Source organism: Mycobacterium cookii (assembly GCF_010727945.1).
In the GTDB taxonomy this organism is placed as follows: domain Bacteria; phylum Actinomycetota; class Actinomycetes; order Mycobacteriales; family Mycobacteriaceae; genus Mycobacterium; species Mycobacterium cookii.
Genome location: NZ_AP022569.1, coordinates 4,238,983 through 4,251,079, shown reverse-complemented (window position 1 = coordinate 4,251,079; position 12,097 = coordinate 4,238,983). Strand labels below are relative to the sequence as shown.

Here is a 12,097-nt window from a genome sequence, read left to right as displayed (position 1 = left end):
TGCCTTATCGAGATGGCGCGGTTATCGGGGTTACGACATGTAGGCGGCATTATTGCCCTCATGCCCGAGCTGTCCCGTCGTGCTGCGCTGCGTCTTGGCGTCAGTGCCGTTGCCGGAGCGGCGGGAATCTGGTCGCTCGGCGGGTTGCTCGATCCCACCCAGGTGCCGGCCGATCCCGGCCCGTTCGAACCCGCCGCGCCGACGCCTCCGAACGCCGCTGTCCCACCGCCGATCCCCGCTCCGCTGCCGACCCGGGAGTCCGGCTCGTTCATCTCCGCGGCCCGAGGCGGGGTGCTGACGAATTGGATTCTCGCCCGTCCACCCGGGCAGATCGGGCCGTTGCGTCCGGTGATCGCGCTGCACGGGGTGCGCGGAAGTGCCAAGCAGGTCATGAGTTTCGGCGTCGAACAGGGGCTGGCCGATCTGGTCCGGGCGGGCCGGCCGCCGTTCGCCGTGATCGCGGTCGACGGCGGCGACAGCTATTGGCATCGACGGGCCGGCGGCGAGGACGCCGGATCGATGGTGCTCAATGAACTGATTCCGCTGCTGCCGGCGATGGGTCTGGACATCTCGCGGATCGGCTTCATCGGCTGGTCGATGGGCGGCTACGGCGCGATGCTGCTGGGCGCACGGCTGGGCCCGGCGCGCACCGCTGGGATCTGCGCGATCAGCCCGGCGCTGTACCAGTCGTATACCGCGAGCACGATCGGTGCTTTCGACAGCTACGACGACTGGACCAAGAACACCGTGTTCGGATTGCCGGCGCTGTCGCAGATCCCGCTGCGCATCGACTGCGGCAACGACGACCAGTTCAGCCCGGCCACCCACCAGTTCGTCGCCCAGCTGCACAAGCCACCCGCCGGCGGATTCACTCCCGGTGGACACGACGAGGCGTACTGGCGTCAGCAGCTGCCCGGCGAACTCGCCTGGTTGGCATCCTGAAACTGCTTGAGCCGCAGACTATTTGCCACGACCAATAGTGACGAACACGCCATCGCCGCGCCGGAGATCATCGGGTTGAGCAGGCCCGCCGCGGCCAACGGGATGGCCGCCGCGTTGTAGGCGAAGGCCCAGAACAAGTTCATCCGGATGGTGCGCAGCGTGCGCGCCGACAATCGCAGCGCGGTCGGCACGGCATGCACGTCGGCGCGCATCAACGTCAGATCGCCCGCGTCGATCGCGACGTCGGCGCCGCTGCCCATTGCCATGCCGATATCGGAAACCGCCAGTGCCACCGAGTCGTTGACGCCATCGCCGACCATCGCCACCGTGCGGCCGCGGGCCTGCAACTGCTGGACGACGTCGGCCTTGCCGGTCGGCAATACACCGGCGATCACGTCGGCCGAGTCGATGCCGACGGCCGCCGCGACCTGCTCGGCGACCGCGAAGCTGTCGCCGGTCAGCAGCATCGGGGTGATACCCATCGCCTTGAGTTCGGCGATCGCGGCGGCGCTGCCGGGCTTGATCTGATCGGCCAGCGTGATGACGCCGCGCAACTGTCCGCCCCACGTCACCTGCACCGCGGTCTGACGTGCCGGCGGCGCCAGCAGGTCCACCCCGGCCAGTGAGCCCGCTCTCGACACCGCGACCTCGACACCGTCGACCACGCCGGCCACGCCGGTACCCGGTTCGTTGACGAATCCTTCGACGGCACTTAGCTTTACGCCCCGGTCGAGGGCCGCCGAGACGATCGCCGCCGCCACCGGATGCTCGGAGGCCGACTCGACCGCCGCCGCGCGGGCCAGCACGACGTCGGCGTCCTCGCCGGGCTGCGGTTGGACTTCGCGCACCGCCATCGCGCCGGTGGTCAGGGTGCCGGTCTTGTCGAAGACGACGGTGTCGACGCGGTCGATGGTCTCCAGCACCCGCGGGTCCTTGATCAGGATGCCCAGCTGCGCGCCCCGCCCGGTGCCGACCAGGATCGCCGTCGGGGTGGCCAGTCCGAGCGCGCACGGGCAGGCGATGATCAGCACAGCGACGGCCGCGGTGAACGCCGATGATGCGGGTTGTCCCGCCATCACCCAGCCGGCCATCGTCAACGCGGCGATCACCAGCACCGCGGGAACGAAGATGGCGGCGACCCGGTCGGCGGTTCGCTGGATGGGTGCCTTGCCGTTCTGGGCGTCGCTGACCAGCTTGGCCATCCGGGCCAACTGGGTGTCGTCGCCGACCCTGACCGCGCGCACCAGCAGCCGGCCATAGGTGTTCAGCGATCCGCCGGTCACCGTGTCGCCCGCGGACACGTCGATGGGCATCGGCTCGCCGGTCATCGCTGAGGTGTCCAAAGCCGTTGCCCCGTCGACGATTACACCGTCGGCGGCGACCCGCTCCCCCGGTCGCACCACGACGACGTCGTCCACCCGCAGCTGGGATACCGGCACGCGGACCTCGTCGCCGTCGCGCAGCACCGCGGCGTCCTTGGCGCCCAGGCTCAACAACGACCGCAACGCTGCACCGGACGCGCGTTTGGCCCGCGCCTCGGCGTAGCGACCGGCCAGCTGGAACACCGTGACGGCGGCGGCGACCTCGAAGTACACCGGTCCGGTCCCGCGCAGCACCGCGGTCGCCGACCACAGGTACGCAGCCAGCGTGCCCAACGACACCAGGGTGTCCATCGTCGAGCTGCCACGCCGGAGCGCTCGCGCCGCAGCGACGTGAAACGGGAGGCCACCCCACGCCACGATCGGGGTGGCGAGCACCAACGCCAGCCATTGCCAGCCGGCGAACTGCCACCCCATCAGCATCGACACGGCCACCACCGGAATCGCCAGCAGCGCCGAGCCGACCAGCCGCGTCCGCAGTCGGTGGTCCGACAAGTCGTCGGGCAGACCGGAGCGGGCGACCGACGCCCGATAGCCCGTCGACTCCACCGCACGGATCAGGTCACCGGCCGACACCGCCGACCCGTGCTGCACATGAGCCCGCTCCAGCGCGAAGTTCACCGCGGCGCGCACGCCGTCGAGCCTGTTGAGCGCCCCCTCGACGCGAGCAGCGCAGGACGCACAGCTCATCCCGCGCAGGTCGAGATCGGTGGTGGTCATGCCGATGCGGGCCTGGCGGCTCGACGCAGCCGCGCGACGCCGACCACCGCCAGCATCCCGGCGGCCGTCGCCAGCAGCAGGGTCACCAACAGCAGCGACGGGTCATACACCACCGATGTGGTCGCCGGCTGATCTTTGGCCACGGGCGCGACGGCCACCGTGGTACGCACCGCCGACCAGCTGATCGCACAGCCCGCGACCGCGCCGCAGGCCAGCAGAAGTTCGACGACGGCCCGAAAACGGGTCATCACCAGCGTGATCCGTCGTCGCCGTCGTCGTCTTGGGCAAGTTCGGCAGGGCTGACGCGCTCCTCGACCAGCGGGGTGAGCGCGTTGCGCAGATGACGGTGTTTGCGCGCCCAGGCCTGGGCGGTGCGACCACCGCTGAGCCGCAGCCCGATGCCGGTACGACCCTTCGGCACGCCGACCAGCTCGCCGAGCGCACGGGCGGATTGCCAGCGTTCCAGATCCTTCTTCGACCCCAGCGGACTGTCCGGTTCGGGGTACACCTTGACGATTTCGGAGATCCGGATCGTTTCCGTGCCCTGACGCAGCGTCTGCGGGGTCAGCTCCACTGAGGTGTGGATGCGCGCCGCCTTGACTTGCAGCGCAATGAAACAGGTGACCACAACCAGGAAGAATGCCGGAACGGTGATCTGCCAGCCGTTGCCGTTGGACCTCTCGATCCACAGCATGATCCCGGCGGAGACCGGGCCGGCCAACAGCCACAACCAGCTCGCGCCGACCTCGCGAAACAGCGGGGTCGCGTCGGTGTCGGTGCCTGCGGTCACGTCGACCATCATCCCTTGCGAGCGTTCATGGCGTCGGCGGGGTGTTCCACGGTCCGGGACCGGGCGCCACGTGGTGACATCCCGTCGCACCCGACACCACCATGTCGGGAGGATTCGAGCCGTAGGGCGCTCTGATGGTGAATTCGATCGTGCCGTGCTCGCGGGGCAGCGCACCGCGCACCGACTGCCCCGGCTTCAGATCGAGGCTGTCGGCACCGTGCGCCTTGAGCACGTCCGCTGCAGCGGCGACGACGGCCTGGGCGTCGGCTTGCGACGTCGGTGCGGACGCTTGCCAGTTGGGGAGTTCGTAGATCGAGCCCGACAGAAAAACGAACGGCGGCTCGCAGCCGGCCTGACCACCGGCCGACGTCGTCCTCCAGGCGGCCGCGGGATAGAGCTTTACCACCGCGTCGCGGATGGCAGCGGCGACAGCGATCACGTCGTTGGCGGCGTCCTGCAGCGAATCACGTTGGCTCAGTTGGTTTTCCAAAGCGGTCGCCGATGGGTGGCCCGGCCGCGGCCAAGGATAGGGGTCGTTGTGGTGACACCCGGCCGCCAGCATCGCCATCAACAGAACCCACCAGCGGCTCATGTCAGCGTCCCTCCTTCGTCGCGCCGGCCACGCCGGACAGCACGGCCGCTAGGTTGTAGCCCGACATCCGCAGCTGTTGTCTGCCCGTGCCGTCGTCACGCGGATACTCCGAGTGTCCACTGGACCCGGCCCGGTCAACGTTCATCGGGTCGGTACCCGGCGACGTGGACAGCTGCGTGATGTCGGACATCTCGTCGGGCGTGGCATCGAACGGCATGTCGGTGGGAAATCCACCGGTCGCCAGCCAGTCCAGCGCCGGTCCGACGTAGGGGATCAGGCTCAGCGGGTGCTGGACGCCGCGGATCGGGTCGTCAGGCGTCTGCTCGTAGTAGGCGTGCCCACCCGGCGCCAGGTGCAGGTCGCTGGCGTGCGGGAGTTCCAGGCCGGGCGAACCGTAGAACACGACGTCATTGACCGGGGTGCCGCCCTGCAACGCCAGGCTGGTGACCAGTGAGCCGTACGAATGCCCGAACGCGGTGATCTGCTGGTTCGGGTTCTCGGTCGTGGCCCCGAGCCCGTTGAAGAAGCTGGTGAGGTGCGGGGCGGCCGCCTTGGCGAGGCCGTCGTTGGTCACCCGCAGGTCCTCCATGCCCGCGGGCGGCTCGTAGCCCACCCACGCCACGGTGGCCACCGATTCCGGGTTGGGGTCGTGCGCCCAGGTCAGGACGTCACGGGTGGTGTGTCGCAGGTTGGTGGCCTCATCGGCCATCCCGGGCAGGCTGGATGCGTTGGTGCCGACACCGCCGGTCGTGACGCCCACGTGGGTGGCGTTGTCGACGTCGCCGATGCCGATCGCGCCGAAGACGTGGCGGGGATTCGACGTCGTGTCGAGCAGGATCAGGCTGCGACGATCCTTGGGGTTGATCGCCCGGGGTGAGCCGTCCGAATTCGTCGGGTAGAGCGCGCTTTTGATGCCGATCAGGTCGTCGTACCTGGACTGCGCGCGAGCCAGGTCACCCGGCGGGTCACCGAGCTTCTCGATGTCCCCCGGATGCAGATTGACCTGCTCCCAGTAGTTCGACTCCCGGCCTTTGGCATCGCGCAGCGTCGACTCGGCGACCGCGAGTTCGTGGGGCAGCCGGATCCGGTTCCCGGCGTCGCGGATGTCGGCCGGGATGCCGTCGCGGTCGATCGCCGCCGGATCGTGGCCGATGTAGTCGGTCTGCTGCTGCGGGGTCAGGCCGTCCCACCACTTCTTGACCTCGTCCGGTTTGGCTTGTGCCGGTGGGGGTTTGGGCAGGTTCGGCGCCGGGCCGGCGCTGGGTGTCGACCCGGGCGATGCGCCGTCGGCGGTCTGGATGGCAGCGGCCAGATCCTTGTCGACGCCGTCGGCGTCGGCGATGAGCTGCCGGATGCGGTTCTCGACGTCCGCTTTGACCGCGTCCTGTTGCTTTTTCATCTCGACGGTGAGCACGGTGACCTTGGACGTGACGGCGCCGGTCTGCTCGTTGATGTTGAGCTGCGCCTGACTTGCCTCGGCCTTGATCGACGACAACCGGTATTTCAGGTCGGCGACCTCCGCGGACGCCTTGTGTGCTGCCGCCGCGACTCGCCTGCACTCCTCGGCGTGGTTGGACAGCGTCAGCTTGATGCGGGTGGCCGAGTCCCGCGCCGCATCGGCCGTCGCGCCCTGCCAGGTGACGAACGTCAGCAGGTCGCCGACGGTGTCGCCGGTGGTCTGCGCGCCCTCGGCCCGAAACGTCGCGGCGGAGAACACCTGCTCGATCGCGGCCTCATCCCACGTCTCGATGTCCGCCAGCGACAACGTCATCGAAGCTGCTGCACCCGTTCGGCGGCGTTGTTGTCCAGCTCGGAGAATGACGTCGCCGCGGTGTCCAGACGTTCGTGGTGGCTGTTGATCATCTGGTGGTGGTCGATGGCATGCGATTGCCAGCGGTCCAGCAGCCCGGACAACGCCGCACCCGAGCTGCCGACCCAACCGGACTCCGCGTCCCACCCCTGCGACTGCGTGGATGCGTAGGTGCCGCCCAGTTCTTCGTGCTGGTTGCGTCCGAGCGCCGCCGCGTGAAACACCTCTTCGGGCTTGATCTCGAGGTTGTCCACAGCCACTCCCCCTACCGATTCGACCGATTGGCCGAAATGCTATATGGCCAGCGCTGCGACCACACTTCACCTTTTTGCACGCTCACCTGGTGAAGTACTGGTGCGAGTCGAGGCGGTGCAGCAGGAACATGCCGCCCGCGATCAGCACCGATCCGGTGATGCCGGCGAGGCCGCAGACCACGGCGTACATCGGCGGCCAGGTCACGGTGAACAGCCGGATGCCGACGTAGACGATGGTGGCCATGGCGCCGCCCGTCAGTACGGTCCGGGCAAAGCGGTAACCGGCCCGCATCAGAATCAGGAACGTGACGACGATCGCGCACAGCACCCCGGTGAACAGCGCCGCCGCGACGTAGAGCGGCGCCGATCCGCGGCCGTTCGACGAGCCGACCACGTCGGCGCCGTAGCCGATCACCATCAGCGGCGTGGCCACCAGCCACAGCCAGAAGCCGGTGTCGACGTCCACCGGCCGGGCCGGCGGCTGCGGCCCGGGTGGCAGCCCTTGCCCGTACGGACCCGTCACGACAACCAGTTGGCCGCGCCGGCAGCCCAGTAAGTCAGCACGATGTCGGCGCCGGCACGCCGGATGCTGGTCAACGATTCGAGGGCCGCGGCGCGCTCGTCGATCCACCCGTTGGCGGCGGCGGCGCAGATCATCGCGTACTCCCCCGACACCTGGTAGGCCGCCACCGGCACCGTGGAAGTTGCGGCCGCGGCAGACACAATGTCCAGGTAGCCCAAAGCGGGTTTGACCATGACGATGTCGGCGCCCTCATCGAGGTCGAGTTGCACTTCGCGCAACGCCTCGCGGGCGTTGCCCGGCTCTTGCTGATAGGTGTGCCGGTCGCCGGACAGGCTCGAGCTCACCGCCTCCCGGAACGGGCCGTAGAACGCCGACGCGAACTTGGCCGCGTAGGCCAGGATGACCACGTCGCGATGGCCGGCGGCGTCCAGGCCGTCGCGGATCGCGCCGACCTGGCCGTCCATCATCCCGCTCGGGCCTACCACGTGGGCACCCGAATCCGCTTGCGCAACAGCCAGTTCCACATACCTCTTCAGGGTGGCGTCGTTGTCCACCCGGCCGCGTTCGTCGAGCACCCCGCAGTGCCCGTGGTCGGTGAATTCATCCAGGCAGGTGTCGGCCATCAGCACCGTCGCGTCGCCGAGATCCTTGGCCAGGTCACGCAACGCGACGTTGAGGATCCCGTCGGGATTTACCCCGGCCGAGCCGGCCGCATCCTTGTCCTCGGCACGCGGGACACCGAACAGCATCAGTCCACCCACCCCGGCGCTCACCGCATCGGCCGCGGCCGCCCGCAACGATTCGCGGGTGTGTTGCACCACGCCCGGCATCGAGGCGATCGGCGCCGGCTCGTCGATGCCGTCGGCAACGAACATCGGCAGCACCAAATGCCTTGGCTCCAGCGATGTTTCCGCGACCAACCGGCGTATCGCCGGAGTCGAGCGGAGCCGACGCGGACGTTGCCGGGGGAACACGGCTAGCCCCTCATCGCCCCGCGTTGACTCTGCGTCGAGGGTGGGGGCTACCCGCACTTCTTCGCCCTGGACGCAGAATCAACGCACGATAAGTCATCGCCTGCGGCTCTTCTTACGCGGCGGCGGCAGCGCACCCTCGGCGCGCAACCGGGCGGCGTGCTCGGCCAGCGCTTCGATCAGCGGGCCCACCGCGGCGGTCTCGGGTTGCACGTCGACGCGCAAACCGAATTCGGCTGCCGTCTCGGCGGTCTTGGGGCCGATACACGCGACGATCGTGCGCGCATGCGGCTTGCCGGCGATGCCGACCAGGTTGCGCACCGTCGAGCTCGACGTGAAGCACACCGCGTCGAAACCACCGGTCTTGATCATCTCGCGGGTGGCCGCCGGCGGCGGGGCAGCCCGCACGGTCCGGTAGGCGGTGACATCCTCGATCTCCCAACCACGTTCGCGCAGACCCTCGGCCAACGTCTCGGTGGCGATGTCGGCCCGCGGTAGCAGCACCCGGTTCACCGGATCGAAAATGCTGTCGTAGGGCGGGAATTCGTCGAGCAGGCCCAGCGACGATTGCTCACCGGAAGGCACCAGCTCGGGGCTGATCCCGAAAGCGCGCACCCGGTCGGCGGTCGATTCGCCGACGCAGGCGATCTTCACTCCGGAGAATGCGCGGGCGTCGAGCCCGAACTCGCCGAACTTCTCCCACACCGCACGCACCGCGTTGGTGGAGGTGAACACCACCCACTGGTAGCGGCCGTCGACCAGACCCTTGACCGCACGCTCCATCTGCGCGGGGCTGCGCGGCGGCTCGACGGCAATGGTCGGCACCTCGATCGGCAGCGCGCCGTGCGCGGTCAGCCGATCACTCATCTCGCCGGCCTGGTCCTTGGTCCGCGGCACCAGCACGGTCCAGCCGTACAGGGCGCGGCTCTCCCACCAGTTCAGCTTGGCCCGGTTGGCCACCGTCTTGCCGATGGTGACGACCACCGGCGACGGGGCGGCACCGTCGGCGCCGATGACCAGGTTGGTATCGGTCAGCCCACCCAGCGTCGACTCCAGAGAGCGCTGCGCACAGGTGGTTCCGGACGACGTCACCACACACGGAGTGGTGTCGGCCAACCCGTATTCGATCAGCGTGCGCGCCGCGTCGGCCACGTGCGAGGACGTGGCCTGCAGGATCAGTGGGCCCGGGCCTGCGGCCAACGCGCCCCAGTCCACGTCGCCACGGACGTCGGCGACGGTGTGCGACGAGCCGAGCGGCAGCCCGGCATAGGTCGGCACTGCGTCGCTGGCCGCCAGGCCCGGCACGATCTCGAAATGCAGGTGGCTGCGAGCCACCGAATTCACCTCGGTGATCACCGAGTCCACCGACAGCGGGTCACCGGACACCAGCCGCACCACGTCTGCTCCGGTGCGAGCCTCGGCGACCAGCGTCTTGGCCACCTCGGCGGGATCGCCCAGTGCGGGCCGGATGTCGGGGCCCACCGACACCACGGTGGGTTGATCTTCGGGTGCGGACCCCTCGCTGGCTCCGTTGTCCGACGGCGCAGCCGGCTCGGCCGGCGCGGGCCCGGACACTGGCGGCAGATCCTTGCCGATCAGCGCCAGCACGGGCTCGGGCACGTCGGGGTCAATGAACACCAGAGGGGCATTTGCCAGTACCGCAGCGGCCCGCGTCGTCAGCAGCGCGGGGTCCCCAGGACCCGCCCCCACGAACATGATGCGGCCGGGCCGCGGCTTGCGCCCTCGCGTCGTCATCGTCGCTCCTACCTCGTTTTCGCGCACGGCCTCACTGCCGCGCGCTCGACATGAGTTCCCGTGCCCCCAACTCGAACAGCTCGGCGGCCACTGAGAGCCCCAGCTCCCGTGCCCGATCCGGACTGCCGATACCGGACGCGCGGATCACGTCGGATCCGTCGAGTGCCGCCACGCAGCTGCGCAGCGACAGCTCCTCGAAGACGTTGCCGTCCTCGTCGATGGACTCGACCACCTCAGCGATCGCCCCCACCGGCGCGGAGCAACCCGCCTCCAGTTCGGCGAGCAGGGCACGCTCGGCGGTGACGGCCGCGCGGGTGTCGGCGTCGTCCAGCTCGGCCAGCAGTGCCGCCAGCCGGGTGTCCCCGGCGCGACACTCGACGGCGAGCGCTCCTTGAGCCGGCGCCGGCAGCATCTGCACCGGCTCCAGCGTCTCGGTGACGTCGTCAAGACGTCCCAGCCGGGTCAGACCCGCCCGGGCAACCACGATTGCGTCCAAATCACCACTGCTTACCCTGTTCAACCTGGTGTCTAGGTTGCCTCGTAGGGGGCGAATTTCCAAACCGAGACCCAGTGCTCTAAGCTGCGCGGCCCGACGGGGCGACGAAGTGCCCACAATTGCGCCGGCCGGCAGCTCTCCCAGCACTAACCCGTCGCGGGCCACCAGTGCGTCGCGGGCGTCCTCCCGTGGCGGGACGGCGGCGATCACAAACCGCGGATCCTCGGCGGTGGGTAAGTCCTTGTACGAATGCACCGCCATGTCGACCTCGTTGGCGTCGATGGCTTCCCTGAGCGCGGCGGTGAACACCCCGATCCCGATGTCGGCGACCGGCTCTTGTGACTGGTCTCCTGCGGTTTTGATGATCACCAATTCGGCCCGATGACCGTTGGCGTGCAGGGCATCTCGGATCACACCGGCCTGGGTGGTGGCCAGCAGGCTGCCCCGGGTGCCGATCCGGATCACGTCGGTCAAGCGGCTACTCAGTGGAATCGGTTGGTACGGAAGGCAGTTCGCCCGCGGTGGCGACGGCGTCGACGGCGGTCTGGTCGAGCTCGAACAGCTCGCGCAGCGCCTCGGCGTAGCTGTCGCCGCCGGGGGCGCTGGCCAATTGCTTGATGCGGACCGTGGGTGCGTGCAGCAGCTTGTCGACGACTCGTCGCACGGTGCGGGCCACTTCGTCTTTTTGCGCGGCTTCCAGGCCCGGCAGCCGACTTTCCAAGCGCAGCAGTTCGGCCTCGACGACGTCGGCGGCGCGCTGGCGCAGCGCGGTGACGGTCGGGGTGACCTCGGCCATCCGCTGTCCGGCCAGGTAGGTGGCGACTTCGGCGGCGACCAGGTGACGGGCGGCTTCGGCGTCGGCCGCTGCGGCCTTGGCCGACGGCTCGCGCTGCACGCGGTCCATGTCGATCACCCAGACGCCCGGCAGCCCCGACACCGCCGGGTCGACGTCGCGCGGCATGCCCAGGTCGCACATCACCAGCGCCTGACCGGTTTCGCGGCTCGCGGCGGCCAGGGCGTTGTGCACGTCGGCCAGCGACACCACCGGTCGCACCGCCCCGGTGCAGCTGACCACTACGTCGGCGTCGGCCAGCGCGGAGGCCAGGTTGTCGAGGCTGAAAGCTTCTGCGCCTGCGCCGGTTTCGCGGATCTTGCGGGCCAGCCGCTGCGCGCGGGGCAGCGAGCGGTTGACCACGTAGACGTTGCCGACACCGGCCCGAGTCAGGTGAGCCGCCGACAGGCCGCCCATTGCTCCGGCGCCGACGACGACCGCTGTCTTGCCTTGCAGCCCACCGACTTTGGCGTCGGCCATGCCGAGCGCGACGGAGACCACCGAGGCGCCCGCTGCGTCGATGCCGGTTTCGGAATGCACCCGCTTGCCGACCGCCAGTGCGCGTTGGGCCAGCTCGTGCAGCGTCCGCCCGACCGTGCTGTTGGCTTCGGCAGCGGCGTACGCGCGACGCACCTGGCCGAGCACCTGCTGCTCGCCAACCACCGCGGAATCCAGGCCGCCGGCCACGGCGAACAGGTGCTCGACGGCGGCCTCGCTGTAGCGCACGTAGGCGTATTTGGTGAGGTCGCCCAGCGACATCCCGGCATGCTCGGAGAGCACCTGGCCGATGGCCGACAGGCCGCCGTGGAAGGCGTCGACGACGGCGTAAACCTCGACGCGGTTGCAGGTGGAGAGCATCATCGCCTCGGTCACCAACGGTGACTGCATCACCCGGTCGATGATCTTGACTTGCTCGGATTCGTCGGTGCTGAGTTGCTCCAGGACGGAGACCGGCGCGCTGCGGTGCGAAACACCGAAAAGCAGAACGCTCACGGCTTAATCACCTGGCCTGCTCCCTTGCTACCACCGGTGA

At 69.2% G+C, this 12,097-nt stretch carries 12 protein-coding genes; 1 reads left to right on the top strand and 11 read right to left on the bottom strand.

The genetic code is table 11. The features are described from left to right. Positions 1-60 precede the first annotated feature (60 nt). The gene (locus tag G6N27_RS19925; protein WP_269474230.1) at positions 61-942 is read left to right on the top strand and encodes an alpha/beta hydrolase; all 882 of its coding nucleotides are present in this window, start codon (positions 61-63) and stop codon (positions 940-942) included. On the opposite strand, the gene G6N27_RS19920 is transcribed toward G6N27_RS19925, so the two are convergent. From G6N27_RS19920 to G6N27_RS19870, 11 genes are all read right to left on the bottom strand, one after another. Then, the gene (locus tag G6N27_RS19920) at positions 903-3,041 is read right to left on the bottom strand and encodes a heavy metal translocating P-type ATPase (protein ID WP_163779388.1); all 2,139 of its coding nucleotides are present in this window, start codon (positions 3,039-3,041) and stop codon (positions 903-905) included. The genes G6N27_RS19925 and G6N27_RS19920 overlap by 40 nt on opposite strands. Beyond that, the gene (locus tag G6N27_RS19915; RefSeq protein WP_179963311.1) at positions 3,038-3,292 is read right to left on the bottom strand and encodes a hypothetical protein; all 255 of its coding nucleotides are present in this window, start codon (positions 3,290-3,292) and stop codon (positions 3,038-3,040) included. Before G6N27_RS19915 ends, G6N27_RS19920 begins: the two co-directional genes overlap by 4 nt. Then, entirely contained in the window at positions 3,289-3,840 is a 552-nt protein-coding gene (locus tag G6N27_RS19910) for a DUF3093 domain-containing protein (RefSeq protein WP_163782073.1), read from the bottom strand. The genes G6N27_RS19915 and G6N27_RS19910 overlap by 4 nt, the downstream gene beginning before the upstream one ends. A 16-nt stretch (positions 3,841-3,856) precedes the next feature. Then, positions 3,857-4,423, bottom strand: a complete 567-nt coding sequence (locus G6N27_RS19905) for an LppA family lipoprotein (RefSeq protein ID WP_163779385.1) — start codon at positions 4,421-4,423, stop codon at positions 3,857-3,859. Position 4,424: 1 nt separating this feature from the next. Next, entirely contained in the window at positions 4,425-6,194 is a 1,770-nt protein-coding gene (locus G6N27_RS19900; RefSeq protein WP_163779383.1) for an alpha/beta hydrolase, read from the bottom strand. Then, positions 6,191-6,487 carry a WXG100 family type VII secretion target gene (locus tag G6N27_RS19895; RefSeq protein ID WP_163779381.1) on the bottom strand — a complete coding sequence of 99 codons (297 nt, stop codon included), beginning with the start codon at positions 6,485-6,487 and terminating at the stop codon, positions 6,191-6,193. The genes G6N27_RS19900 and G6N27_RS19895 overlap by 4 nt, the downstream gene beginning before the upstream one ends. Positions 6,488-6,569: 82 nt before the next feature. Continuing rightward, positions 6,570-7,010, bottom strand: a complete 441-nt coding sequence (locus tag G6N27_RS19890) for a hypothetical protein (RefSeq protein ID WP_232064700.1) — start codon at positions 7,008-7,010, stop codon at positions 6,570-6,572. After that, positions 7,007-8,041, bottom strand: a complete 1,035-nt coding sequence (gene hemB, locus G6N27_RS19885; RefSeq protein ID WP_163779379.1) for a porphobilinogen synthase — start codon at positions 8,039-8,041, stop codon at positions 7,007-7,009. Before hemB ends, G6N27_RS19890 begins: the two co-directional genes overlap by 4 nt. A 36-nt stretch (positions 8,042-8,077) precedes the next feature. Further along, a complete protein-coding gene (locus G6N27_RS19880; protein WP_163779378.1) occupies positions 8,078-9,736 on the bottom strand; it encodes a bifunctional uroporphyrinogen-III C-methyltransferase/uroporphyrinogen-III synthase in 1,659 nt (552 codons plus the stop codon). Positions 9,737-9,767: 31 nt separating this feature from the next. Further along, positions 9,768-10,697 carry a hydroxymethylbilane synthase gene (gene hemC / locus G6N27_RS19875; protein ID WP_163782069.1) on the bottom strand — a complete coding sequence of 310 codons (930 nt, stop codon included), beginning with the start codon at positions 10,695-10,697 and terminating at the stop codon, positions 9,768-9,770. Between the two features lie 13 nt (positions 10,698-10,710). Then, positions 10,711-12,057, bottom strand: coding sequence for a glutamyl-tRNA reductase (locus G6N27_RS19870; protein WP_163779376.1), 1,347 nt, complete (start codon positions 12,055-12,057; stop codon positions 10,711-10,713). Positions 12,058-12,097: the final 40 nt, after the last annotated feature.